Source organism: Botrimarina sp. (genome assembly GCF_040219535.1).
Taxonomy (GTDB): domain Bacteria; phylum Planctomycetota; class Planctomycetia; order Pirellulales; family Lacipirellulaceae; genus Botrimarina.
Genome location: NZ_JAVJSH010000036.1, coordinates 108,270 through 132,616, shown reverse-complemented (window position 1 = coordinate 132,616; position 24,347 = coordinate 108,270). Strand labels below are relative to the sequence as shown.

The following is a 24,347-nucleotide window of genomic DNA, read 5'->3' as shown; positions in this document are numbered from 1 at the left end:
GGGACGAGGGAAGCGGGAAGCGGGAAGCGGGAAGCGGGATGCGGGATGCGGGATGCGGGATGCGGAGTTGGACGGTAAAGAACTAGTCTCGGCGTATAGCCCCTCACACCTCACCCCGCAAGCCTCAAGCCTCAGGCCTCACCCATTACCCGACCGCAGCTCGCCGCCGAACGCGTCTTTCTGGTTGGCTACCGCGGGTGCGGCAAGTCGACCGTGGGTCGGGTGCTGGCCGAGCGGCTGGGCTGGGAGTTTGTCGACACGGACGACCTGGTCGAGTCCCGCGCCGGCAAGTCGATCGCGGCGATCTTTGCCGACGACGGCGAAGCGGCCTTCCGTGACCTCGAAGAGCGGCTCGTCGGCGAGGCCTCCCAGCGCGAGCGGACCGTGGTCGCCCTCGGCGGCGGCGCGGTGCTCCGCGACGCGACGCGGCGTCGGCTCGCCGCGGCCGGCCCGGTCGTGTGGCTGATGGCCCCCGCGGCGGTGCTGGCCGAGCGGATCGCGGCCGACGCGGGCTCGGCCTCGCGGCGGCCGAGCCTCACGGGCCTCGCCGGTTTGGAAGAAGTCCAGCGGCTGCTAGCCGAGCGCGAGCCGATCTACGCCCGGTGCGCGACCGCCCGCGTCGACGCGGCCGGCGAGCCGCCCGAAGCCCTCGCCGACGCGATCCTGGCGCGGTTGGGCGGGCCGGGCGCGGCCTAGCCAGCCTGTCGCGGATCGGCCCTAATCTGGCCTGACGCCGGCGCGGCAGGCCGCTCCGACGCCGCGCTCCCCCGCTCTCTCGCCCCCCGGCTGCGTGTTGCTCTCTCTGATTGTCGTCTTCGCCGTGGCCGCTGTGGCGGCGTCGCTCGCCAACGCGGCCGCTTACGAACTGGCGTGGAACCGCCGGCGCGTGTCGCCGTGGCAGCCCACGCCCGAGGGCGTCGCGCGGCGGACCGCGCTGGACCGCGTGCCGGTGCTCGGCTGGCTGCGGCTGCGTCGCGACGCGGGCGTGCTCGGCCGCGGTTTCTGGCTGCGTCCGATGCTCGTGGAGCTGGCGTTCGCCGCGGCGATGGCCGCGCTCTATTGGTGGGAGGTCTGGCCGGCGAAGGCGCTGGTCGTCCAGCAGCCGCTGGCGAGCTTGCCCGCGGAGGGCTACTCGGGGCTGAGGGCCTTCGCGGCGCACTTCGTGCTGGCGTGGCTGATGCTCGCGGCGTCGCTCATCGACGTCGACGAGAAGACCATCCCGGACGAGATCACCGTCCGCGGCACGCTGCTCGCGCTGGTACTGATGACCGCGATGCCGATGGCCGCGTTGCCCAACGTGGAAGAGAGGGCCGCCGCGCCGGCGGTCGGCGTCGCCCTGCGGGGGTTCAAGGGCGACCTGACCCCCGGCCCCAACGGCGCGCCGGTCTACGCCGAGCCGACGCACGCGGTCGCGCCCGGCGAGTGGCCCGACTCGCTCGCCGGCGGGCCGCGGAACCAAAGCTCGCTCGCTATCGGCCTTGGCTGCTACGTGCTGTGGTGCTTCGCGCTGTCGACCCGCGTGTGGCGCACCCGGCGGGGCGTGCTGCGGGGGCTGGGGCTGCTGCTGACGCGCTCGCTGCGCGACCTGCGCTCGCGCCCTCTGCGCGAGATGCTCGTCGTCGGCGTGCTGCTGATCTCGATGGTGTGGCTGGCGGGGGGCCCCGCGTGGCAGGGGCTGCTGACCGCCCTGGTGGGGATGATCGGCGCCGGCTCGATCGTGTGGGCGGTGCGGATCGTCGGCACGGCCGCCTTAGGCCGCGAGGCGATGGGCTTCGGCGACGTGACCCTGATGATGATGATCGGCGCGTTCCTCGGCTGGCAAGCCGGCCTGCTGATCTTCTTCCTCGCGCCGTTCGCGGCGCTGCTGGTCGGCGTGAGCCAGGTCGTGCTGCGCCGCGGCGACGAGGTCCCCTACGGGCCGTTCTTGTGCATGGCCGCGGCGGTGCTGGTGGTCCAGTGGGGCGTGGTCTGGCCGCGGTGCGAGGTGATCTTCGGTCTCGGGCCGGTCGTGCCGATCGTGCTGGTCGTCTGCTTGGCGGTGCTCGGCGTGCTGCTGGTCCTTTGGCGGTGGTTCAAGGTGCGCGTGCTCGGCATAAGCGAGGATTGGGACGACGAGCCCGTCGCCGCGTGAGCGCGCCGCGGGCCGCCGAGGCAGCCCCATCTCCCCCGCACCACTGCCACGGGCGTGCTCTTGCCGCTGATCCAAACCGTCACCGACACCGAAGCGGGCCGCGCGCTGCTCGAGCGCCGGCGGTACGGCGTCATCGAGACCCGCGGCGGCCGGCTCGTTAGCGTGACGCTGCGGCCCTGGCCGCACCTGCTGAGCTGGCGAGAAGTCTGGCCCGTGGGGCCCCGCTGGCGCCCCGGCGGCCCCGAGGACCGGTGCCGGCTGTACTACAACCACCCCCGCGGGCACGACGCGTTCCTCGCGCTGCGCTACGTGGCTTGCACGGCCGGCGCCAGCTACGCCACGTTCCGCGCGGCGCTGCAGACGCTCGACCACATCGCGGAGCTGAAGGGCGTCCGCGCGCTGCTGTGCGACGCGGCCAACACCCGCCTGTCCGACCGATTCCTCGCCCGCCAAGGCTGGGTCGCCCACGCGCCGGCTTGGCGGCGGAGGAATTTTATTAAGAGGCTGGAGGCTTGAGGCCGTAGGCCGGAGGAAGCGCCGGGGGGCGTTGAAGCGGCCCGGGAGGGAAACGGCGCCGCCCGCCGCTAGCATTCCGCCATCCGAGGTGCGGCCAAGGCCCGGCCCTGCGCGTCCTCCAGCCTCCAGCCTCCGGCCTCCAGCCTCCTTCCAAAGCCGCCCTTGGCCCCTCCGCGGCGGGTTGCTAGTCTCCGCCGCGCCCCACAGCCGCTGAGACCCACAGCCGCTGCGCCGCCGAGGCCGGAGCCCGATGCCGCGCTGGACCGTCAGTTTGCTCGCCCTTTGCCTGCTGTGTGCAGCGGGATGCGGACGCGTCGTGTTCCGGCCCAACGGATCGGCGGCCGCTCCGCAGCCGGTGACCCTCACGGCCGATCAGCAGCAACAGATCGCCGCCCGCGAAGCGGACTTGCTGCGGCGCGCCGACCAGCTGGACAGCGACAACCAAGAGCTCGAGTCCCTGCTGGCCCAGTCGCGGCAGCAGGTGCAGCTGCTGAGCGATCAGATCGTCGCCACGCAGGGCCAGCTGAAGGCCACGGCCGAGCAACTCGCCTCGGCGAAGACCGACAACTCCGATCTCCGCCAGCGGGCCGACAAGCTGCTCGCGGCCAACCAGCGGCAGGCGCTGTCGGTCGGCTTCGCGCCGAGCAGCTCGCTGCTGGAGCCGATCGAGCTCCGCGGCTTGCCCGGCGTGGACATCCGCCCCGACGGCGACGTGATCCGCGTCACGCTGCCGGCCGACGACCTGTTCTACACCGGCAGCTCGCAGTTGCAGCCCACCGGCGAGCGGCTCGCCGGCAGCGTCGCCGCGCAGCTGGTGCAGGCGTACCCGGGCCGACGGATCGGCATCGAGGGCCACACCGACGGCGCGCCGGTCGTGTCGTCGCAGCACCCGACCGCCCACCACCTGTCGGTCGCCCAGGCGACGGCCGTGTACGAAACGCTGCGTCGGGCGGGCGTCCCGGCGACGCAGCTCTTCGTGATCGGCCACGGCGCGAACCACCCGCTCGCGTCCAACGGCACCGAGGCCGGCCGCCAAAAGAACCGCCGGCTAGAGATGGTCGTGTACCCGGACTCGGTGCGGTGAGGCGTGAGGCGTGAGGCGTGAGGCGTGAGGCGTGAGGCCTGAGGCCCGAAGCCCGAAGCCCGAAGCCCGAAGCCTGTGTCTCCTAGTTTTCGGCGGGCCGCTCGGCGAGAATTGGGGCGTCAAACCCTCGAACGACGACCACCAATGCCCCCGGCGCTTCCTCAAGCCTCCCGCCTCAAGCCTGCAGCCTCCCCTTGATCGCCATCGTCGACTACGGCATGGGCAACCTCCGCAGCGTGCAGAAGGCGCTGGAGAAGGTCGGGCATAGCGCGACGATCACCCGCTCACCCGATGAAGTGGCCGCCGCTAGCCGGGTCATCCTGCCGGGCGTGGGGGCGTCGGCCGACGCGCTCTCTGCGGTGCGCGAGCACGGCCTGGAAGCGCCGCTGAAGGACTTCATCGCGTCGGGGCGGCCGTTCCTGGGCGTGTGCCTGGGCTTGCAGATGCTGTTCGAGGTCAGCCACGAGGACGGCCGGCACCGGGGCCTCGGCGTGCTGCCGGGCCAGGTCGTGCGGTTCGACGTGCCGGCCGACCTGAAGGTGCCCCACATGGGCTGGAACCAGGTCCGCTTCGTCCACCGCCCGCCGATCTTCGAGGGCATCGACGACGGCGCCTACTTCTACTTCGTGCACTCGTACCACGTCGCGGCGGCCGACCGGGAGGTGGTGGCGACCGAGACCGACTACGGCGGGCCGTTCTGCAGCAGCGTGTGGCGCGGGAACCTGTTCGCCACGCAGTTCCACCCGGAGAAGAGCCAGTCGGTCGGCCTCCGGCTGCTGAAGAACTTCGCCGAGCTGCCCCTCGCCTAGCACGTTTTGCGAGGCGTGAGCAGCTTGCTGCGAACTGGCCGAGGTTGGAAAACGCCCGAACGGCGTTTCTCTGCGGGCAACCAGCGACCGCGCGCGGCGGCTGCCCTATCGGCCGGTGACGGTCCTGCCGCCTGGAGCGATCGGGCCCGGTCGCTCCAGGCGGCGCGGCCCCGCGGCGCGCGGCGGCGGCGCGGAACGCGAGCTACGGTTCCACGGATGGTGGACGCGTTCTGTCCGCACCGCGCCTCGGCCCTGGGGAGCCTCACGTGAACAAGCCCGCAACGAAACGCAAGATCAAGTACGTCGACCCCGAGGTGCAGGGCGCGCTCGCGCGGCGGATGGCTCTGCACTGGCTGCTGTTCATCGCGTTGGCCGCCACGCTGGTGGTTGGTTTGCGTTGGCTCGTCGACCCGTTCACGCCCTTCGCCGACCACCTGCGGAGCGCCTGGCGGGTGTACGGGCCGCTGCTGATCGTGCTGCTGAGCCTCGCGCCGCTGTTCATCTACGACGCGATCAAGCTTTCGAACAAGTTCGCCGGCCCGATGGCGCGCTTCCGCGACGCGACGCGCGCGCTCGCGCGGGGCGAGGACCCGGGCCCGATCGAGCTCCGCCGCGGCGACTTCTGGCACGACGTGGCCGCCGACTTCAACGCCATGATCCAGCGTGTGAACCACCGGGCGCCATCGGACAACGAGGCCGACTCGCAAGCGTCGCGCTGAACCCGCCCCGCCCCGAACCCCGCCGAACCGCCGCCGTGAATCGCCCCGCCACCACACGACGCCGCGGACTCGCCGCGACCGAGTTCGCGGTCTGCCTGCCGGTGCTGATGCTGCTGCTGCTCGGGTCGCTCGAGTGCTGCTCGATGATCTTCCTCAAGCAGTCGATCTCCGTGGCCGCGTACGAGGGCGCGCACAAGGCGTTGCTGCCCGGCGCGACCGCCGCGGAGGCCGAGGCCGCCGCGATGGCCGTGCTCGCCGACCGCGGCGTCCGCGGCGGCCAAGCCACGGCCGCCGGTGGCAACCTCGGTGCGGTCGCTGCTGGCGACTACTTCACGGTGGTCGTTTCGGCGCCGACCGACCAGAACCGCGTCGTGCCGCTGCGGTTCTTCGGCGCCAGCCGCCTGAGCGCGACCGCCACGTTTATGAAAGAGTTCTGACCCGCGGCCGCTCCCCCACCCGCTCCGAACGACATGCCCCGCCGCCCCCACCGTCCCGCCGCCGACCGCCGCGGCGCGATCCTCGTGCTCGTCGCGGTGCTGATGCCGGTCATCGTGCTGATGGTCGCGTTCGCGATCGACGTGGCCTGGATGCAGCTCGTCCGCACCGAGCTCCGCACCGCGACCGACGCCGCCAGCCGCGCCGGCGCGAAGACCCTGTCGCTCCGCCAGGACCGCGTCGCCGCGCGCGACGCGGCGATCGAAGCCGCCAGCCGCAACCCGGTCGCCGGCGCCGGCCTGGCGGTCTCGCCCGGCGAGGTCGAGTTCGGCGAGTCGACGCAGCCGTCGGCCGGCGCGCGGTTCACGTTCCGCTCCGGCGGCGGCACGATCAACGCGGTCCGCGTGACCGGCAGCCGCACGGCCGGATCGGCCGGCGGGCGGGTGAACCTGTTCTTCGGCTCGGTGCTCGGCACGCCCGCGTTCGAGCCGCAGATGACGGCCACGAGCACCATGCTCGAGCGCGACATCTGCCTGGTGATCGACCGCTCGGGATCGATGGGCCTGGACATCAGCTTCGGCGGCACGGGCAACGGCCAGAACTGCGGGCCGCTCGGTTCGCGGACCCGGTTCGCCGCGTTGACCGAGGCGGTCGCCGCTTTCGTCGACGAGCTCGAGGTGACCTACCCCGAGGAGCACCTCGCGCTGGTGAGCTACAGCAGCCGCTTCCGGCAGTCGTGCCCGAACGGCGACCTGCGTTTCCCGACGGCGTCGCTGCACAACCGGCTGACGACCGACTACTCGGCTATCAACGCCACGATGGCCGCGTTCATGCAGAACGGCATCGGCGGGAGCACGGCGATCGGGCAGGGCCTCCGGGAGGGGATCGAAGCGCTGGAGGACGCGCGGCCCTACGCGGTCAAGACCATCGTGCTGATGACCGACGGCCGCCACAACCAAGGGGTCACGCCGGAGAACGTCGCCAACGACGCGGCGCGGGCCAATTGCACGGTGCACACCGTGGGCTTCAGCCCCAACGCCGACAGCCGCCGCTTGCGGACCGTGGCCAGCCGCACCGGCGGGCAGTACTACCACGCCGACACCGCCGGCGACCTCGCCGAGGCGTTCCGCGAGATCGCGCGGACGCTGCCCGTGCTGATCACCGACTGACGCCCGCCCGCTGCCGCTCCCCACGAGCCGACACCCATGCCCCACCGCCGCCAACGCCGCCGCCCGGTCCGCCGCGGCGCGACCGCCGTCGAGTTCGCCATCGTCGCGCCGGTCTTCTTCATGGTGCTGCTGGCGATGTTCGAGTTCACGCGGCTCAACGTGCTGCGGCACACTGCCGACAACGCCGCCTACGAGGCGGCCCGCGCCGCGATGGTGCCGGGCGCCACGGCCGACGACGCGCGGGACGCGGCCAACCTGCTGCTGCGCGTGGCCGGGGCGCGCGGCGCCACGGTCGACCCCACGCCGGCGGTGATCACGACCGACACCGAAGAGGTCTCGGTGGCGATCAGCGTGCCGCTCGACCAGAACGGCTGGGTCGTGCCCAAGTTCACGCGCGGCCGCACGCTCACCTCGCGCTCGACGCTACGCACCGAGCGGGTGCAGACGCGCTAGCGCCGCCCTTGCCGGGCTCGCAGGGAACCCGCGCGACCGGCGTGGTCAGAGAGCGAGCCGCTAGGACGCGGCAGGCCAGCGGGGGATAATCACCCTGGACGGCCGACCGGGCGTGGCCCAGACTCGGTTGGCCCCCACGCCCGCCCCCAGACTCGGTTGCCCCCTGCCCTGCCCCCTGCGCCGTGCCTAGCGAAGCCGTGTCGACCGATCTCCGCGGCCAGATGATCGTGCTGGGGACCGGCACGAGCGTCGGCGTGCCGGCGATCGGGTGCGGCTGCCCTGTCTGCACGAGCGACGACCCCAAGAACAACCGGACCCGCTGCAGCGTGGTGCTCGGCCTGCCGGAAGGGAACCTGCTGATCGACACGCCGCCGGACCTCCGCCAGCAGCTGCTGCGCGAGCGGATCGGCGTGGTCCACGCGGTGCTGTACACCCACGAGCACGCGGACCACCTGTTCGGTCTGGACGACCTGCGGCTGATGCAGTTTTACCTGAACGGCCCGCTCCCCTTGTACTGCGAGGAGTGGACCGAGCAGCGGATCCGCAAGTCGTTCGACTACGCGTTCCGCCGCCGGCCGAACCTGCACCGCGGCGCGGTGCCCGAGCTGCGGTTCGAGCGGATCGGCCCGGTCAATGGCGGCTGGCCCGAGATCGGAGTGCTCGGCGCGCGCTTCACCGCGGTGCGGCAGACCCACGGGCCGAACTTCGACACGCTGGGCTTCCGCGTGGGGAACGTCGCGTACTGCACCGACCTGAACGGCATGCCCGACGAGAGCAAGGAGCACTTGGCGGGGCTCGACGTGCTGATCCTCGGCGCGCTGCGGCGGTCGGGCCACGCCACGCACCTGAGCCTGGATCAGGCGGTCTCGTTGGCCGAGGAGCTCGGGCCGAAGCAGACCTACTTCACGCACATGAGCCACGACCTCGATTACGCGACGACCTGCGCCGAGCTGCCCGAGGGCATGGACCTGGCCTACGACGGCCTGCGGGTCCCGCTCACGTGATCCCGCGTGGCCGCCGGGCCGGCCGGCCCGCTCAGCGGGCGATGGCCAGCTTGTTCTCGCGCAGCAGCTTGATGTAGTCCTTGGTGATCTCCAAGGTCTCGCGGTTGTAGTGGTCCTCGGCGTCGAAGACCGGCCGGTCCGAGTCGGACATCTGCTCGCCGATCTCTTCCTTCTCCTTGTCGGTGTCGAGCTTCTCCCGCTCGGCGAGGAACTCGGCCAGGTTCAGCGAGATGGTCGGGCGGTCCTTCTGGGCCTCGTACCGCTCGATCCGCTTCAGGTCCTCGGCGAACTCCTCCGACTCGGCGACCCGCTCCTTGGAACGCGACTGCAGCTGGTTGGCGATCTCCGGGCCCGCCATGCCGTGCCAGTCGTGCGGCTGCTTGTCGACGCGGTCGAAGGGCAACGCGTAGTCCATCTCGGCCTCGGTCACGCCCTCGAGGTGGTCGGTCAGGTTGGGCAGCGTGACGTCGGACAGCACGCCGCGGTTCTGGGTGCTGTCGCCGCCCGGGCGGTAGAACTGCTGGATCGTGATCTTGATCGCGCCCAGGTTCTTGTTGCCGAACAGTTGGCGGCCCGGGTCGAAAAGCTGCTGGACGGTCCCCTTGCCGTGGGTCGACTGGTCGCCGACGACGATGCCGCGGCCGTAGTCCTGGATCGCGCCGGCGAAGATCTCGCTGGCCGACGCGCTGAAGCGGTTGGTCAGCACGACCAGCGGCCCGTCCCACTGCATGCCGGGGGCCTCGTCGGCGTAGGGGAGCGTGCGGCCGTCGGTCCCCTTGACCTGGACGACCGGGCCGTGGTCGATGAACAGCCCGGTCAGGTTGACCGCCTCGGTGAGCGAGCCGCCGCCGTTGAACCTCAGGTCCACGACGACCGCGTCGATCGGCCGGCCGGCGGCCGCCTCTTCTTCGAACCCGTCGAGCAGCCGGCGCACGTCGCGCGTGGCGCTCTTGAAGTCCGGCTTGCCCTCGCGGGCGCCGTCCATGTCCATGTAGAAGCTCGGCAGGTCGATCACGCCGATCCGGTACGGCTGACCGCCCGGCTTCTGGCCGGTCTCGAGGATCGTGCTGCGGGCCTCTTGGTTCTTCAGCTCGATGCGGTCGCGGGTGATCACGTACTCGACGAGGTTGTTCGGGTTGTCGACCGGCTTGACTTGCAGCCGCACGATGGTGCCCCGCTTGCCGCGGATCAGCTTCACGACGTCGTTGAGCTTCATGTCGACGATGTCTTCGATCGGGCCGTCGGTCCCCTGGCCCACGCCGGTGATGATGTCGCCCTTGACCAGCTCGCCGTGCTCGTCGGCCGCGCCGCCGGCGATCACCTCGGCCACCTGGGTGTAGCCGTCCTCGCTCTTGAGCGACGCGCCGATGCCGTCCAGCTCGAGCCGCATCGAGATCTCGAAGTTGTCGAGGGTCTCGGGCGACAGGTAGCTGGAGTGGGGGTCGAAGCCGCTGGTGAGCGACGTCACGTACAGCTCGAGCAGCTCGTTGCTGCTGGTCTGCTCCCACCGCTTGCGGAGCGAGCTGTAGCGCTTGCGGAGCTTCTCGCGCGCCTCGGCCAGGCTGGCGCCCTCGGGCAACGCGACGCGCTTGCCGACACGGAGACCCTCGATCTCCTCGGCGCCGCCCTCGGCGGCCGCCTCGTCGAGCAGCTCGGCCTCGGCCTCGGCGATCTTGATCATCAGGTCGAACTTGACCCGCTTGCGCCACCGCTCGGCCGCTTCCTCGGGGGTCTTCGGGTAGTCGGTGGCGTCCGCGTCGGTGACCATCTCCTCGTCGACGGTGAAGTCGTGCGGCGTGTCGACGAACCCGAGCGCGGTGTCGACGCGTTCGTCGACCCGCTGCAGGAAGCGGTCGAACACCACGTGGGCGAAGTCCACCCGGCCGTTGCGGAACAGGTCGTCGAGCTGGTCGCGGTACTTGCCGAACTGGTCGACGTCCGACTGATAGAAGTACAGCTTCAGCGGGTCGAGCCGCTCGAGGAACGCCGTCAGCGTCCGCTCGGAGATCTCGTCGTTGATCGGCTTCTTGCTCAGGTGCTCACGCTGCATCCGCTTGCTGACCAGGATCGCGATCGCGCGGTCCGTTTGGTCCGGCGGCGCGGGGCGGGCGGCGGCGGGCGTGGCGACCAGGCTCGATGCGGCTATCGCCAGCGCTAGCACAAGCGCCCCCAGCGATCGAAAGCGGGCCGGCTGTTGGGGGCGAGCAAGGGCGGTTCGACGCATGCGGTTGCTTGGGCCTGAGGTGCTTCGGAGGGAAAGCGCGGGGGCGGCGGGACGGCCCGCGGGCAGGCTAGACATTCTTATTGTTTTTCGGCTCAAAGGCGGCTGTGGCATCAGCAGCTAAGGCCGGGCAGACGCCGCGGCCGACTTGTCGATTCTAACCGCGCCTGCCAAACCGACCTAAACATCCGTTTGGCGCCCGATGCCGGGCTGGACGGCCTGGAAAGTATCGCGCCCTCGGTAAGCAGGGCAAGATCGCAGGCCACACTGAGCGCTCCACTGCCCCCGCTCTACGCCACCGTAGCCGCCGCGGTTCGGGCCGTCCGGCCATCGCCAGAGGGCCACCCCAGCCACTACGCCCCCTGCGCCTAGCCGCAGCTTTTTTGATACGCAACGCGACACGCCCACGATTACGGCGAAATGTCGCGAAACCTGTCACGAAACCCATGTTAAGTCGTTTAAGGCCAGCAGCTTAGGGTTTCGTTACAGCGGCGCCGCCGGCCGCGCGGCTGGGGCGAGGTTTTGGCGGCGCACGGCGCCATTTTCCTTGATCGGGGCCGTGTGGCCGGCGATTTGTCCGCCGAGCGGTCTGCGCGGCAGACTTCCCTTGGCGTTGGCGGGCGAATCGCCATAGGATCGGCGTCGCCGCGCCGCAGCCGCTCTATCGGAGTGGCTCGGCCGGGTGTGGGAGTGCTTAGGAAAAGCCGCCCAAGCGAAACGGAAGGAACCGTCATGCTTTGTTCGCTCGCGCCGATGCGGCGCGTCGTTGTTGCTTTCTGTGTGTCGATGCTGGCCGCCAGCGCCGGCTCTGAGGAGCCCTGGGCCAGCCCGGCGCAGCCGGTCGCTCTGCCACCTACACAGCCGGCCGCGGCGCCGCTCGCTCTGCCGAATGGCGCCGACTACCCCGCCGAGTGGGCGGTGGGCGGCGGCACGCCGAGCGGCTGGGCGGGTGAACCCGCGGCGGGGGTCGAGCTGGCTTCGGCCGAATCGCCCGAGTCGCCCGCGTCGGCCGCCGAGCTGACCGCCGAGCAACTGCAGCGTCTGCAACGCGACGCAGAGACCGCCGCCGACCTGTCGGACGAGGCCCGCAAGCCGATCACGGCCGCGCTCACCGCCGCCGCGGCCGACCTGCAGCTCGCCGCCGACCACGCGGCCCGCGCCGAGGCCTTCCGCGCCGAAGCGGCGGCGGTTCCGCAGCGGCTCGCCGAGGCGCAGCAGAAGCTCGAGCAACCCGCCGAAGCGGCGGCCGCTGCGCCGCCCGATGACGCCACGGTGGCCGAGCTGGAGCAGCACCAAGCGAAGCTCGAAGCGACCGTGGCCGCCGACAAGAAGGCGCGGGCGACCCTCGAAGGGGAGCCCCAGGCGCGGGGCCAGCGACGCAAAGACATCCGCACCGCTGTGACCAACCTCCAGACCCAATTGAGCGAGCTCGCGCCGGTCGTCCCGGCGGCCGACGAGCCGCCGCTGGCGACCAGCGCCCGGGCCGCCGAGCAGGCGGCGCGGCGGCGGGCGCTGTCGGCGGAACTGGTCGCGCTCGAGGCGGAGCTCGCCAAGTACGACGCCGAGGACGCGGCGAACCTGGTCCGTGTGCGGACCGACCTCGCCGCGCGGCGCGTGGTCGAGGCCGAGAAGCTCCTCGCGCAGACCCGCGAACTGGTCAAGCAGCGCCGCGAGCAGGAGGCCAAGGAGTCGCTCCGGCAGGCAGAGATGGAGGTGATCATCGCCAGCCAGGATCTGAAGAGCCACGCGGAGCACAACAAGGCGCTGGCGGAGCGCGCCCACGCGCTCACGCAGCAGCTCAACGAAGCCGAGCAAGAGCTCAAGGCGGTCGGCGACGCGTGCGCGGCGCTCGAGAAGCAGTTCAAACAAACGAAGAACCGAGTCGCCAACGTGGGCTCGATCAGCTCGGTCGGCGCGCTGCTGCGCAAGCAACGCAAGACGCTCCCCGACACGTCGGTCTACACCGAGTCGATCGCCGCGCGGCGCCCGGTGTTGGAGGAGCTCGAGTACGACCTGTTCGACTACGGCGACACCCGTGACGAGCTCGCCAACCTCGAGGACCGCGCGGCGGAGATCGTCGCCGAGGCGCCGGCGGGCGCGGACCTCGACTTCCTGGCGAAGGCCGCCAAGGACATCCTCGAACGGCAGCGGGACTACCTCGATCAGCTGATGGGCAACGGCGCCAAGTACATCGAGACCCTGTCCGACCTGACGCTGGCCGAGGAACGCTACGTCGACCTCGTCTCGACGTACGAGGAGTTCATCGACGAGCGGGTGTTGTGGATCCGCAGCGGCAAGTCGCTGGCCAACGACTACGCGCTGGACGAGGCGGACCTCGCCGCGATGAGCCCCGTCGCTTGGGCGCGGCTGGGGCGGCAGGCGACCGGCGACCTGGTGCGGCGGCCGTGGGCGTGGGGCCTGTTTGTGGTCGGCTTTGTGGCCGTTGCTTCGCAAGGGTCGCGGCTACGCAAGTCGATCACCGCGGCGGGCGAGGTCGCCGAGAAGGCCAACTGCCGGTCGATCATGCCGACTTACCAGGCCGCCGTAAGGACCGTCTTGGTCGCGGCGGTGTGGCCCGCGCTCTTGCTGGCGATCGGCTGGAGGCTGCGCGTCGCGCCGGACGCGACCGGCTTCGCCGGCGCGGTGGGCGAGGGGATGTGGCTGGCCGGTTGGCTGTGGGCGCCGCTGGAATTGCTGCGTCAGTCGTGCCGCCGCAACGGGCTTGCGCAGAGCCACTTCGGCTGGTCGCGCGGCGTGACCGGAGCGTTGCGCCGCGGCGCGCGGCTGCTGGCGCTGGTCGGGCTGCCGATCGCCGCCGCGACCACGATGCTCGGCGCGCTCGACGCGTCGCACGGCCGCGACTCGCTCGAGCGCACGCTCTTTATCGCCGGCATGGTCGTGGCCGCCGCGGTCGTGTTCTCGCTCCTCGCGCCGGGCGGCGTGCTCAAGGAGTACTACGCGTACAACAAGGGGAGCTGGGCCGAGCGGCTCCGCCGCTTGTGGCCGTGCCTGGCCGCGGCCGCGCCGATCGCGTTGGGGGTGCTGGCGTTCACGGGGTACTACTACACGGCGAGCACGCTCGCCTGGCGCGTGTCCGAGACGGTCTGCTTCCTGGCCACGCTGGTCGTGCTGCGGTCGGTCGCGCTGCGGATGTTGATGCTGCGGCGCCGGCACTTGGCGATGGTCCAGGCGAAGGAGCGCGCGCAGGCCGCCGCCGCGGCCGCCGCGGCGGGCGAGACCGCCGGCGGCGAGACGGCCGGCATCGCCACGAGTGCGCCGCAGGCGGACCTGGTGGCCCACAGCGAGCAGACCCGGCGGCTGGTGACCACGGGCATGTTCGCGGCGTCGGTCGTGGGGCTGTGGCTGATCTGGGTGCAGGTGCTGCCGGCGCTGGGGATGCTGGACGAGTACAAGCTGTGGGGCGGCTCGGCCGTCGCGTCGGCGCCGCCGCCCTCGAGCGACGCCCCCGCCCTGCCCGGCCTGCCCGCCGTCGCGCCGAGCGAAACGCCCGCTACGCCCGCTGGCGCCGCGCCGGGCGAGGCGGTCACCTTGTCGGACCTGGCGCTAGCCCTGCTGGTCGCGTTCGTGACGTTCGTCATCGCGAAGAACGGCCCCGGCTTGCTCGAGATGGCGGTCCTCCAGCAGCTGCCGATGGAGGCCTCGGTCCGCTACGCGATCACCACGCTGGTCAGCTACGCGATCGTGCTGGTCGGCGTGGTGACGAGCTGCTCGGCGATCGGCCTGGAGTGGTCGCAGGTGCAGTGGCTCGCAACCGCGCTCACGTTCGGCCTCGCTTTCGGGCTGCAAGAGATGTTCGCCAACTTCGTCGCGGGGCTGATCATCCTGCTCGAGCGCCCGATCCGCGTGGGCGACGTGGTCACCGTCGACAGCGTGACGGGCGTGGTCTCGAAGATACGCATCCGCGCCACCTCGATCACCGACTGGGACCGCAAAGAGTATGTCGTGCCCAACAAGGAGTTCATCACCGGGCGGCTGCTGAACTGGACCCTGTCGGACAAGACCAACCGGATCGTCATCAACATCGGCGTGGCCTACGGTTCCGACACCGAGCGGGCGCGCGAGATCCTCTTGCAGGTGGCGAACGACCACCCGCTGATCCTCAAGGACCCGCCGTCGCTAGCGACCTTCGAGGGCTTTGGCGACAACTCGCTGAACCTGGTGCTGCGCACGTACCTGCCCACGCTCGACGGCCGGCTGGACGTGATCCATCACCTGCACACCGAGATCAACCGCGCGTTCGCTCGTGAGGGGATCGAGATCGCCTTCCCGCAACGCGACCTGCACATCCGCACCGCGCCGGCCGCCTTGATGAAGGCGATCCGGGAGGGGGAGAGTGCTCCGGAGACCGCCACCAAAGACCGCAAGCAGAATGCGGCCTGAGGCGGGCGGTCGCTGAGGGCGGCGCCGTTCAGCGGAGCCGCGTCCAGGAGTCTTCGCGCGCGCAGGAGGCACACTTGGCGGCCCAGGGCGCCGCGTCGAGCCGCTCTTCGTCGATCGGCGTCTGGCAGGCGGTGCACAGGCCGAACTGGCCCGACTCGATCCGGAGCAGCGCCGCTTCGATCGCTTCGAGCTTCTCGCGCTCGCGCTGCTCTTCGGCGATCCGCACGCGGAGGCCTTCGGAGTCGGCGTCGGCGTTGTGCTGCGGCACGTTAGACAGGTCGCCCGGCGCCGCGATGGTCTCGACCCGCGCCGAGTCGTTGCGGCCGAGCTCGTTCTGCGTGTCTAACAGTTCGCGGTTGAGGCGGTCGGCGTAGTGTCCGGCGGTGGTGGCTGTCATCGGGAAGGTCCTCCTTGGCTTGGTGATGGCGGGGCGGCCCCTGGGGAGCGCATCGGCCCGCGCGCTTTGTCCGGTAATGGGGGTGTCCGAACCGATGACGCAAAGCGCATTCCAATGCCCCGCGGCACGGGCGCGGCGGAGGAAACGCCGTCCGCGATCGCGCCGACGCTAGCGCCCGCCGAGCCACCCCTTGCGCCAGAAGTACGTCCCCATCCCGGCGGCCGTCGCGATCATCGCTACCCACACGGCGGGGTAGGCCCAGCGCAGGTGGAGCTCGGGCATGTACTCGAAGTTCATGCCGTACACGCCGGCCAGGAACGTCAGCGGGATGAAGATGCTGGCCATCACCGTGAGGACCCGCATGGCCTCGTTGGTGCGGTTGGCTATCGACGACAGGTAGTTGTTCATCAGGCCGGTGGCCATCTCCCGGTGCATCTCGGCGATCTCGGCGGTGTGCACGCAGTGGCCGTGGGTGTCGCGCAGGTAGACGCGCAGCTCGTCGGTCACCAGCGGGTGCTCGTCGCGCATCAGGGTGTCGACCGCCTCGCGCTGCGCCCACAGCCACCGCCGCAGGTGGGCCAGGCGGTGCTTCATCGCGTTGAGCCGGTGGAGCACGTCGGAGGTGGGTTTGGTCAGGACCTCCTCGTCGAGCCCCTCCAAGAGCTCGCCGATCGACTCGAGGACCGGGAAGTAGCCGTCGATGATCGTGTCGGCGATCGCGTACGCCAGGTAAGCGGCGCCGTGCGTGCGCATCAGGCCCTTGCCGCTCCGCAGCCGCCGGCGGACCGGGTCGAGGATGTCGCCGGGCTTCTCTTGGAAGGTGAGCACCCACCGCTCGGAGAAGACGATCGCCACCTGCTCGGAGTTGAGCTCGGCCGACGCCTCGTCGACGCGGACCATCCGCACGATGACCAGGACCTGGTCGTCGTAGGCCTCGGTGCGGGGGCGTTGGGGCACGTTGACGACGTCCTCTAGCAGCAGCGGGTGCAGCCCGAAGAAGTCGCCGATCTGGTTCATCAGCGAGTGGTCGCCGAAGCCCTGCACGTCGACCCACGTGACCGAGTCGTCGGCCAGCGTGGCGGCCAGGCCCTCCACGCCCGCCGGGTCCGCCTCGCGGAGCGAGTCGGCGTTGTAGGTGAACGTGTGGATCTGCGGCGGGGGCGCCTCGCGCGGGATGACCAGCGTGCCGGGCCGGGAGCCGACCTTCGGGCGTCGCTTGCGGAACAGCCGGCGGTAGCCGGAGTTGATCGTCATGCGGGGGTCACTCCGGCGGGTCGCCCGGTCAGCGGCTCAGCGACGCCTGCCACTGGTCCTTATCGCGCCGCGGGCCGCACGGCCGCGAGGATCGACTCGAGGTCGTCGACGCTGGCCGGCTTCACGAGGTGCCGGTCGAAGCCGGCGGCGGCGGCTTTCTCTAGGTCGCCGGCCTGACCGTAACCGGTCAGAGCAACCAGGTACGCGCCGCGGCAACCCGGCGCCGCGCGCAGCGAGCGGGCCACCTCGTAGCCGTCCATCCCCGGCAATCCGATGTCGCAAACGACCAGGTCGGGCGCCATGTGCAGCGCCTTGGAGACCGCGGCGGCGCCGTCGTGGGCGGTTTCGACGTGCACGTCGCCGAGCTTCGCGAGGAGCTGGGAGAGCAGGAACGTGGCGCCGACGTTGTCGTCGACAACCAGCGCCCGCACCGCGTGCGGCCGCGCGTGCGTGGGCCGAGGCGGCGGCCCGTCGGGAGTTTGGGGCGGAGCGGAGATCGGCAGCTCGATCGTGAACACGGCGCCCCCCGCGAGCCCCAGGCTCGAGGCGGAAACGCGTCCGCCGTGCAGCTCGACCAGCCGCTTGACGACCGTCAGGCCGATCCCCAGCCCGCCCTGCGAACGGTCGATGGAGCGATCGGCTTGGGTGAACAGGTCGAAGATGTGCGGCAGCAGCTCCGAGTCGATGCCGACCCCCTCGTCGGTGACCGTGATGACCGCCGTGTCTTGCTCGCGGGCGAGCGAGAGCTCGATCCGCGCGCCGTCGTCCGAGTACTTCGACGCGTTGGAGAGCAGGTTCCCCAGCGCCTGCGACAGGCGGACCGCGTCGGCGACGGTCCAGATCGGTTCGTCGGGCAGCGCGGCGGAGAGCACCTGGTCGCGTGCGGAGGTTTGCACGCGGGCGACCGCGAGCGACCTCCGCGCGAGCTGGTTGAGGTCGACGGGCGTCGGTCGCAGATCGATCTTGCCGCGCACCAGACGCGACACGTCGAGCAGGTCGTCGACGAGCCTGACGAGTTGGTTGAACTGGTCGCGGACCAGTTCGAGCTGCTGCGTGTCGGTCCCTTCTTGGCGGGCGAGCAGCTCCAGGCCGAAGCCGATCGGAGCGAGCGGGTTGCGCAGCTCGTGGGCGAGCATCGCCAGGAACTCGTCTTTGCGCCGGTCCGCTTCGCGGAGGGCCTCTTCGGCCTGGCGCCGTTCGGTGATGTCGGTGTTGGTGCCGAACCAGCGCACCACCGCGCCGGACGCGTCGCGGATCGGCAGTGCGCGGGACAGGAACCAGCGGTACTCGCCGTGGCTGCTGCGGAGCGGGAAGGTCTCTTCCCAGGCCTCGCCGGTGTCCCACGAGCGTTGCAAGCTGGCGACCACGCGGTCGACGTGGTCCGGGTGGTGGACGCTCCGCCAGCCCCAGCCCTGCATCTGTTCGAGGGTCGTGCCGGTGTACTCGTACCAGCGGCGGTTGTACCAGAAGATCCAGCCCTTCTCGTCGGCCATCCAAGCGAGCTGCGAGATGTTGTCGGCGAGCGTGTGGAACCGGTCCTCGCTCTCGCGCAGCGCGATCGCCGACGCGTCGTCCGCCGTCTGCGGCGTGAGCGCGACGACCCAGCCTGCGCCGCGTCCGAGGGACCGGAACGAGTAGTCGATATCAAGCGGCCGGCCTTCGCGGCGGCCGAGCCACGCGGCCCGGCGCGAGGCGGGCCGCCCGTCGTTCAGAACCGACGCCCACGGCATGGGTTGGTGGACGTCGAACAGCGGCGCCACCTGGTCCAGCGGCCGCCCATGGGCCTCGGTCGTCGGCCAACCAGTCAGCTCGCTGGCGGCTGGATTGAACGCGACCACGTCGAAGCGCGAGTCGACCGTGATGACCGCGTCGGAGGCAATCTGCTCGATCGCCATCAACCGGCGGAGCAGTCGCGTTTGTTCGTCGGCTGGGCAGGTGATGTCCGACATCGGGGGCCGCGCAGACGGAAGGGTAGTTAAGCCGTGTGTCGCTGGATCGCTTCGCCGGGTTCCCACCACCTATCAGAACGCCGCGAGCGCACCGTCGCTAGGCGGTCGGCGCGACGGTGGCAGGGGATTGTCGCCAAATCGCGCCGCAGGGACTACCTTCTGGTGGCTCCCGCCGTTGGGGAAACCCGCGAACGCCCCGGCGCCGGCGCGCGGGCGACCGTTTTAGTGGCCGAATGAGTTCCTATCCCCCTCAATCTACCTAGAGGCTTTGCGCGAAATGAAAGTTTCGATCGTCTTCTACAGCACCTACGGCCACGTGTACCAGCTAGCGGAGGCGGTGGCCGAGGGGGCCAAGGGGGTGTCGGGCGCGGAGGTCGGCCTGTACCAGGTCGCCGAGACGCTGCCCAAGGAGGTCCTCGAAAAGATGGGCGCCATCGACGCCCGCAAGGCGTTCGACCATGTGCCGCAAGCGTCGGTCGACGTGCTGGCGGAGTCCGACGCGATCCTCTTCGGCACGCCCACTCGGTTCGGGAACATGGCCGGTCAGATGCGTTCGTTCCTCGACGCGACCGGCGGGCTCTGGAAAAAGGGAGCGCTCATCGGCAAGGTGGGGAGCGTGTTCGCTTCGACCGCCACGCAGCACGGCGGCCAGGAGACCACGATCACCAGCTTCCACACCACGCTGCTGCACCACGGCATGGTGATCGTCGGCGTGCCGTACTCGTGCCCCGAGCTGTCCGAGATGGGCGAGATCACCGGCGGCACGCCTTACGGGGCGACCACCCTGGCCAAGGACGACGGCTCCCGCCAGCCGAGCGAGAACGAGCTGGCGATCGCCAAGTTCCAAGGCAAGCACGTGGCGGAGATCGCTGCGAAGCTCGCTTGAAAACACGCTCATTCAAATCGCTCTGCCCACACCATGGACGACGCCACGATCCGGCTGCTGCTCACGCTCGCGGCCCTCGGTTACCCGCTGTTCGCTTGGCTCGCTCTGGAGCAAAAAAAGCCGACGCTGCTCTACTGCGCCCTCGCAGGCGCGTGCGCGGCCTTCGCGGTGGCTCTGGCGACGCTGGCCATGACCCAGTTGCCCTCAGCCAAAGCGGCGTGGGTCGCGTGGACCGGCTGGGGCTGGGTCGGCGGGGTGACGCTCGCTTGGCTGCTCTACTTGCCGCACGTTTTGGCCCGGGTGTTGCACAGGTAAGTCGGCGGAGCGCCGCTGCTCGCCTGGGCGGGCCGTTGCTCGACTTGGCGGACGAGCGGCGCTACTGCTGTGCCGTAGGCCGCCGGGCCGCTCGGAGCGGCCCGGCCGGACGGCGCTCGCGTGCGCCGATCCCCTTTTTGGCCACCGGCTGTCAGCCGACCCCGCTCACGGGGACCCCACTCCTCAGGAGGGCTTCCCATGCCGCAATACAGAGTCAACGAAGAGGCCGTCCGACACGCCGAAGAGCTGATCGACAAGCAGCAGTACGTGCTCGACAGCGACTGGAGCGACGCGCAGGCCTCGACCGACGAAGAGAACGACTTCCTCGACGACCATTCCTGGCAAGAATACGCCCGGTGGTTCTTGGCGGTCGATCCCGACGCGACGAAGCACACGAAGTCGCGTTACGGCTTCGACTACGGCGATTTCCGCCGCGTGCACCGCAGCGCGCTGATCGCCGCCAAGCAACGCGCCGGCTCTTCCCACCACCCGGACATCCAGAAGGCGGCCGACCGGCTGCTAGAGAAGCTCGACCGGGTCAAAGCGTAACCCCAGCCGCCTGCTAAACGACCGAGAAGCCCCTGTGCCGCCGAGCGACGCCGACAACCCACTCGAGTGCTTCATGGCCGGGCTGCGGAAACGCAACCCGGGCGAAGACGCGTTCCACCAAGCGGTCGAGGAGGTCGCCCGGGACGTCATGCCCTGGTACCTGGAGCACGACGAGCTGCGCCAGGCGCAGGTGCTCGAGCGGCTGACCGAGCCCGACCGGATCATCTCGTTCCGCGTCACGTGGGAGACCGACTCCGGCGAGGTGCGCAGCGACCGCGCGTGGCGGGTGCAGTTCAGCAACACGCTGGGCCCCTACAAGGGCGGGCTGCGCTTCGACAAGTCGGTCACGCAGGGCGTGCTGAAGTTCCTCGGCTTCGAGCAGGTGTTCAAGAACGCGCTGACGGGGTTGCCGATGGGGGGCGCCAAGGGCGGGTCGAACTTCAACCCGCGGGGCAAGAGCGACCGCGAGGTGATGCGGTTCTGCAAGAGCCTGATGACCGAGCTGCGCCGGCACATCGGCGAGCACGTCGACGTGCCGGCCGGGGACATCGGCGTGGGGCGGCGTGAGATCGGCTACCTGTTCGGCGAGTACGTGCGGCTAGAGAACCGCTGGGGCGGCGTGCTCACCGGCAAGGACGAGCACAACGGTGGCAGCGCCATCCGCACCGAGGCCACGGGCTACGGCTGCGTGTACTTCGCGGCCGAGGTCCTGCAGCACGCGGGCGGCTCGATCGAGGGCAAACGCGTCGCCATCAGTGGCGCGGGCAACGTGGCCTCGTTCGCGGCCGAGAAGGCGATCCAGATGGGCGCCCGGGTCGTCACGATGAGCGACTCCGACGGCGTTGCCGTGTTCGACGACGGCATGACCGAGGAGCACCTCGCCGACCTACGCGAAGTCAAGAACAAGGAGAACGGCCGCGTCAGCGACTTCGCGGAGGGGCGCTCGGGCGTGGAGTACCGCGGCGGCGAGAAGCCGTGGCGCGTCGCGTGCGACGTGGCCATGCCGTGCGCGACTCAGAACGAGCTCGACGACGACGACGCGCAGCGGCTGCTCGAGGGCGGCCTGGCGCTCGTCTGCGAGGGTTCCAACATGCCCCTCACGGCGGGCGCCGCGCGGCACGTCCGCGACGCCCGCGTGCCGCACGCGCCCGGCAAAGCGAGCAACGCCGGCGGGGTGGCGGTCAGCGGGCTCGAGATGACCCAGAACGCGATGCGGCTGAGCTGGTCGCGCGAGGAGGTCGACGAGCGGCTGCGCAAGATCATGCGTGAGATCCACGGCCAATGCGTAGCCGAAGGGGAGCACGAGGGCCGGGTCGACTACGTGCGGGGCGCGAACCTGGCGGCGTTCAAGAAGGTGGCCCAGTCGACTCTCGAGCGGGGCGTCGTTTGAGCAGTTGGGCGAACGGCACGCAACGTGCGTATCGACGTGCGTAAAGTGCCGCGAAACGACCGCCCACTCAGCGGCCGCGCGTCCCGAACGCCCGCCGCCACGCTCAACGAACAACGGAGAGTTGCGATGACATCGGATCGCCGCGCGGCAGGATTCGCCGCGACCGACGAGCGGTTGAAGCGAGTCCGCTCAAAGTGGTCGGACCGCGAGCGCGCCGCCCGCCGATTGGCGGCCTACCGGCAGCAGCAACGCCTGCTGGCGTTAGCGGCGGCCGGGCGCATGGCGTGAACCGATCGCGGCTCGCGTCGGTTCCTACACCGGGTTCCTACGTTGGGCTCCCACACTGGGTTGCCACATTGGACTCCCACACTGGACTCCCACACTGGGTTCCCACACGGGGCGTTGACCGCCGGCGCGCCGCCACGCCGCCTGACGCCACGCCGCGGTGTTGATCCGCCTTCTCAGGCCGACAAAAGAACGAGGATCCGATGAGCAGCGACGCGAAGTGCCCAAACTGCCAAGCCGAGGTCGCCCAAGGCATGCCCGCTTGTCCGCAGTGCGGTGAGAAGCTTTACGTGGAGCACATCGGCGAGCTGCCGCGCGACGGCTCGGCCGTTAACCACGAGGCCTTCAAGCGCGAGCCCGAGTAGCGGCGCAGAGTCTGCCGTACTGCCGCCCCCTTCGTTCTTTCTTGTCTCGGCAGGCTCTTCAACCAGCGGCCTCTTCAACTAGCGGCCGCGGTCTTCACGAAGCGGTCGCCGACACGCTGGGCCGCCTCGCTGTCGCCCCGCTGCGGAGAGGTGGCCGCGCGTACGAGGAGCATCTCGCCGACGTTCTCGGTCGAGACCAGGCCGATCAGTTGCTCGCCGTCGAGCACGACGGCCGTGTTGGAAGTCGACTCGCTGAGGCTGTCGGCCAGCTTGTCGAGCGACGTGCCCCGCCCGGCGCGGATCGTCGAGGAGTCGATCGCCGTGTCCGCCCGCGCGTCGGGCCCGACTTCGGCGATCGCCGCCAGCAGCGACGCGCGGGTCACCAGCGCGCGGTAAGCCCCGTCGTCGACCAGCGGGAACGCGTCCTGCGTGCCGGCCAGGAGCTCGTCGGTCAGCTGCTTCAGCGAGGCGTCGGACGGGAACGTGCGGAAGCGGGTCATCATGGCGTCGCCGGCGGTGTAGCCGCGCAGCAGCGACTTGGTCGCCGCGGCTTGGGCCTCGGCCCCCGCCCCAAGGTAGACGAAGATCGCGATGAACAGCAGCAGAGGGTTGCCGAACAGGCCCAGCAGCGCGAACCCGACCGCCATCGTCTGGCCGACGCGAGCGGCGATCTCCGTCGCGCGGGAGTAGCTCATCCGGGTCGCGAGCAACGCGCGGAGCACACGGCCGCCGTCCATCGGGAACGCGGGCAGCATGTTGAACACCACCAGCGCCACGTTGACCCACATCAGCTTCACCAGCAGGTTGCCCCCCACCCCCACCAGTTCCTCGGGCAACGCGCCGGTGTAGCCGCTGGCCAGGAACAGGAACGCGAACAGCCCCGCCGCGATCACCACGTTGACCAGCGGCCCGGCGATCGCGATCACCAGCTCTTGCCGCGGCTCCTCGGGGATCCGCTCCAGCCGCGCGACGCCGCCGATTGGCAGCAGCGTGATGTCGCGGGTCGGCACGCCGTAGCGCCGGGCCGCCAGCGCGTGCCCCAGCTCGTGCAGCACCACGCACGCGAACAGCAGGCACACGAAGACCACGCCCTCGACCGCGACGCCGACCGAGTCGCCCTGCATCACGTGGCTGATGGCGATCCACGCGAGCAGCAGCGGGAAGGTCCAGTGGATGAACAAGTCGATGCCGGCCAGCTTGCCGACGCGTGCGGATCCGCCCATAGCGGGCCTCCTTCGTTGGTTGTCGCTCGGTGAGTTATAGGCCCTACGTCGGCGTCCGGCAGGGTGGCCACCCCGGCGACTGACTTGGTTGTCCGGCGACCAGGTTGTCAGCCTCGAAGGCGCCCGTTCGGGCGTTGGGGCGTTTCGATCCGGGGTGGTGTAAGGGTTGCACACCTCGGCGGGCAGCCATCGTTGGCTGGCCTACCGGCCCCCGCCGGCCCAGCGCCGATTGACCGGATCGATCGGACCCGATTCACGTCCCGACCATCTGTAGGACCGTATGAGCTACAAGAGTGTGGAGCAGTTGCTGAGCCTGTCCCAGGAGCTGCACAGCGAGACGCAGCGGCTGCTCGGCGATTGCCGGGACGGCAACGAGATGGCCGCGCGGCTGACGGACCGCGTCGCCCACCACCACCGCCAGGTGGAGCAAACCCTCTCCGACGTGAAAGACGACGCGCAACCGAGCGTGCTCAACACGCAAGTCCAGTACACCGAGGACGACGAGCTGAGGGTCGCGCTGCAGAAACTAAGCCAGCGCAACCCGCCCGAGTCGGGCGGCTCTTGCAAGGAGATCATCGACGAGGTCATCGGCCTCGAATCGCGCCTGGTCAACCTCTACCGGCTGGCGGCCGACCAGGTGCAGTCGCCCCGCGCGAAGGAGGTGCTCCAGAGCCTCGCCGACCTGGAACGCTCGCGGACCGAAGACCAAGGCTGGGCCGCCGCCCAGTCAGACGAGATCACGCGGCCCGCCTCGGGTTGAGAGAGGGGTTTGGCCTGCCGATCGGGCCGCCC

General features: G+C 70.4%; 23 protein-coding genes. 18 read left to right on the top strand and 5 right to left on the bottom strand.

Translation table 11 applies throughout. The annotated features are described in order from the left end of the window. Positions 1-144: 144 nt before the first annotated feature. From RIC11_RS19985 to RIC11_RS19940, 10 genes are all read left to right on the top strand, one after another. A complete protein-coding gene (locus RIC11_RS19985; protein WP_350214211.1) occupies positions 145-696 on the top strand; it encodes a shikimate kinase in 552 nt (183 codons plus the stop codon). Between the two features lie 97 nt (positions 697-793). Then, complete coding sequence (locus RIC11_RS19980) at positions 794-2,131, top strand: prepilin peptidase (RefSeq protein WP_350214163.1); 1,338 nt, start codon at positions 794-796, stop codon at positions 2,129-2,131. Between the two features lie 54 nt (positions 2,132-2,185). Beyond that, a complete protein-coding gene (locus RIC11_RS19975; RefSeq protein WP_350214162.1) occupies positions 2,186-2,647 on the top strand; it encodes a hypothetical protein in 462 nt (153 codons plus the stop codon). Positions 2,648-2,897: 250 nt separating this feature from the next. Further along, on the top strand, positions 2,898-3,731 hold the full coding sequence (locus tag RIC11_RS19970) for an OmpA/MotB family protein (protein ID WP_350214161.1): 834 nt from the start codon (positions 2,898-2,900) through the stop codon (positions 3,729-3,731). Between the two features lie 194 nt (positions 3,732-3,925). Then, entirely contained in the window at positions 3,926-4,540 is a 615-nt protein-coding gene (hisH, locus tag RIC11_RS19965) for an imidazole glycerol phosphate synthase subunit HisH (protein ID WP_350214160.1), read from the top strand. A gap of 266 nt (positions 4,541-4,806) precedes the next feature. Further along, the gene (locus RIC11_RS19960; RefSeq protein WP_350214159.1) at positions 4,807-5,259 is read left to right on the top strand and encodes a sensor histidine kinase; all 453 of its coding nucleotides are present in this window, start codon (positions 4,807-4,809) and stop codon (positions 5,257-5,259) included. Positions 5,260-5,294: 35 nt separating this feature from the next. Continuing rightward, the gene (locus tag RIC11_RS19955; RefSeq protein ID WP_350214158.1) at positions 5,295-5,696 is read left to right on the top strand and encodes a TadE/TadG family type IV pilus assembly protein; all 402 of its coding nucleotides are present in this window, start codon (positions 5,295-5,297) and stop codon (positions 5,694-5,696) included. A gap of 33 nt (positions 5,697-5,729) precedes the next feature. After that, positions 5,730-6,863 carry a VWA domain-containing protein gene (locus RIC11_RS19950; protein ID WP_350214157.1) on the top strand — a complete coding sequence of 378 codons (1,134 nt, stop codon included), beginning with the start codon at positions 5,730-5,732 and terminating at the stop codon, positions 6,861-6,863. 36 nt (positions 6,864-6,899) lie between these two features. Then, positions 6,900-7,316, top strand: coding sequence for a TadE family protein (locus RIC11_RS19945; protein WP_350214156.1), 417 nt, complete (start codon positions 6,900-6,902; stop codon positions 7,314-7,316). A gap of 182 nt (positions 7,317-7,498) precedes the next feature. After that, the gene (locus RIC11_RS19940; protein ID WP_350214155.1) at positions 7,499-8,320 is read left to right on the top strand and encodes an MBL fold metallo-hydrolase; all 822 of its coding nucleotides are present in this window, start codon (positions 7,499-7,501) and stop codon (positions 8,318-8,320) included. Positions 8,321-8,351: 31 nt separating this feature from the next. On the opposite strand, the gene RIC11_RS19935 is transcribed toward RIC11_RS19940, so the two are convergent. After that, complete coding sequence (locus RIC11_RS19935; RefSeq protein WP_350214154.1) at positions 8,352-10,544, bottom strand: carboxy terminal-processing peptidase; 2,193 nt, start codon at positions 10,542-10,544, stop codon at positions 8,352-8,354. A gap of 729 nt (positions 10,545-11,273) precedes the next feature. On the opposite strand from RIC11_RS19935, the gene RIC11_RS19930 reads away from it, so the two are divergent. Next, complete coding sequence (locus RIC11_RS19930) at positions 11,274-14,942, top strand: mechanosensitive ion channel domain-containing protein (protein ID WP_350214153.1); 3,669 nt, start codon at positions 11,274-11,276, stop codon at positions 14,940-14,942. Between the two features lie 28 nt (positions 14,943-14,970). On the opposite strand, the gene RIC11_RS19925 is transcribed toward RIC11_RS19930, so the two are convergent. From RIC11_RS19925 to RIC11_RS19915, 3 genes are all read right to left on the bottom strand, one after another. After that, positions 14,971-15,339: a TraR/DksA family transcriptional regulator gene (locus RIC11_RS19925; protein ID WP_350214152.1), complete on the bottom strand. Its 369-nt coding sequence runs from the start codon at positions 15,337-15,339 to the stop codon at positions 14,971-14,973. A 168-nt stretch (positions 15,340-15,507) separates the two neighbouring features. Then, positions 15,508-16,593, bottom strand: a complete 1,086-nt coding sequence (corA, locus tag RIC11_RS19920; RefSeq protein ID WP_350214151.1) for a magnesium/cobalt transporter CorA — start codon at positions 16,591-16,593, stop codon at positions 15,508-15,510. A 59-nt stretch (positions 16,594-16,652) separates the two neighbouring features. Next, positions 16,653-18,542, bottom strand: coding sequence for a hybrid sensor histidine kinase/response regulator (locus RIC11_RS19915; protein WP_350214150.1), 1,890 nt, complete (start codon positions 18,540-18,542; stop codon positions 16,653-16,655). Positions 18,543-18,819: 277 nt separating this feature from the next. Between RIC11_RS19915 and wrbA the strand changes: the two genes are divergently transcribed. The 6 genes from wrbA (at position 18,820) to RIC11_RS19885 (ending at position 22,332) form a co-directional block, all read left to right on the top strand. Further along, entirely contained in the window at positions 18,820-19,428 is a 609-nt protein-coding gene (wrbA, locus tag RIC11_RS19910; protein WP_350214149.1) for an NAD(P)H:quinone oxidoreductase, read from the top strand. 33 nt (positions 19,429-19,461) lie between these two features. After that, positions 19,462-19,743, top strand: coding sequence for a hypothetical protein (locus RIC11_RS19905; RefSeq protein ID WP_350214148.1), 282 nt, complete (start codon positions 19,462-19,464; stop codon positions 19,741-19,743). A 198-nt stretch (positions 19,744-19,941) separates the two neighbouring features. After that, a complete protein-coding gene (locus RIC11_RS19900; RefSeq protein ID WP_350214147.1) occupies positions 19,942-20,292 on the top strand; it encodes a hypothetical protein in 351 nt (116 codons plus the stop codon). 34 nt (positions 20,293-20,326) lie between these two features. Continuing rightward, entirely contained in the window at positions 20,327-21,682 is a 1,356-nt protein-coding gene (gene gdhA, locus RIC11_RS19895; protein WP_350214146.1) for an NADP-specific glutamate dehydrogenase, read from the top strand. 126 nt (positions 21,683-21,808) lie between these two features. After that, positions 21,809-21,970: a hypothetical protein gene (locus RIC11_RS19890; RefSeq protein WP_350214145.1), complete on the top strand. Its 162-nt coding sequence runs from the start codon at positions 21,809-21,811 to the stop codon at positions 21,968-21,970. Positions 21,971-22,170: 200 nt separating this feature from the next. After that, complete coding sequence (locus tag RIC11_RS19885; protein WP_350214144.1) at positions 22,171-22,332, top strand: zinc-ribbon domain-containing protein; 162 nt, start codon at positions 22,171-22,173, stop codon at positions 22,330-22,332. Between the two features lie 74 nt (positions 22,333-22,406). Here RIC11_RS19885 and RIC11_RS19880 read toward each other — a convergent pair whose 3' ends face one another. After that, entirely contained in the window at positions 22,407-23,555 is a 1,149-nt protein-coding gene (locus RIC11_RS19880) for a site-2 protease family protein (protein ID WP_350214143.1), read from the bottom strand. Positions 23,556-23,835: 280 nt separating this feature from the next. Between RIC11_RS19880 and RIC11_RS19875 the strand changes: the two genes are divergently transcribed. Next, positions 23,836-24,315, top strand: coding sequence for a ferritin family protein (locus RIC11_RS19875; protein ID WP_350214142.1), 480 nt, complete (start codon positions 23,836-23,838; stop codon positions 24,313-24,315). The last annotated feature ends 32 nt before the right edge of the window (positions 24,316-24,347 follow it).

Excerpts from the sequence above, each read along its gene's own strand:
- RIC11_RS19885 (WP_350214144.1), top strand. The coding sequence starts at position 22,171 with ATGAGCAGCGACGCGAAGTGCCCAAACTGCCAAGCCGAGGTCGCCCAA.
- RIC11_RS19945 (WP_350214156.1), top strand. The coding sequence starts at position 6,900 with ATGCCCCACCGCCGCCAACGCCGCCGCCCGGTCCGCCGCGGCGCGACC.
- RIC11_RS19890 (WP_350214145.1), top strand. The coding sequence starts at position 21,809 with ATGACATCGGATCGCCGCGCGGCAGGATTCGCCGCGACCGACGAGCGG.
- RIC11_RS19905 (WP_350214148.1), top strand. The coding sequence starts at position 19,462 with ATGGACGACGCCACGATCCGGCTGCTGCTCACGCTCGCGGCCCTCGGT.
- corA (WP_350214151.1), bottom strand. The coding sequence starts at position 16,593 with ATGACGATCAACTCCGGCTACCGCCGGCTGTTCCGCAAGCGACGCCCG.
- RIC11_RS19930 (WP_350214153.1), top strand. The coding sequence starts at position 11,274 with ATGCTTTGTTCGCTCGCGCCGATGCGGCGCGTCGTTGTTGCTTTCTGT.
- RIC11_RS19915 (WP_350214150.1), bottom strand. The coding sequence starts at position 18,542 with ATGTCGGACATCACCTGCCCAGCCGACGAACAAACGCGACTGCTCCGC.
- RIC11_RS19935 (WP_350214154.1), bottom strand. The coding sequence starts at position 10,544 with ATGCGTCGAACCGCCCTTGCTCGCCCCCAACAGCCGGCCCGCTTTCGA.
- RIC11_RS19880 (WP_350214143.1), bottom strand. The coding sequence starts at position 23,555 with ATGGGCGGATCCGCACGCGTCGGCAAGCTGGCCGGCATCGACTTGTTC.
- RIC11_RS19925 (WP_350214152.1), bottom strand. The coding sequence starts at position 15,339 with ATGACAGCCACCACCGCCGGACACTACGCCGACCGCCTCAACCGCGAA.
- RIC11_RS19875 (WP_350214142.1), top strand. The coding sequence starts at position 23,836 with ATGAGCTACAAGAGTGTGGAGCAGTTGCTGAGCCTGTCCCAGGAGCTG.
- RIC11_RS19950 (WP_350214157.1), top strand. The coding sequence starts at position 5,730 with ATGCCCCGCCGCCCCCACCGTCCCGCCGCCGACCGCCGCGGCGCGATC.
- wrbA (WP_350214149.1), top strand. The coding sequence starts at position 18,820 with ATGAAAGTTTCGATCGTCTTCTACAGCACCTACGGCCACGTGTACCAG.
- RIC11_RS19900 (WP_350214147.1), top strand. The coding sequence starts at position 19,942 with ATGCCGCAATACAGAGTCAACGAAGAGGCCGTCCGACACGCCGAAGAG.
- RIC11_RS19970 (WP_350214161.1), top strand. The coding sequence starts at position 2,898 with ATGCCGCGCTGGACCGTCAGTTTGCTCGCCCTTTGCCTGCTGTGTGCA.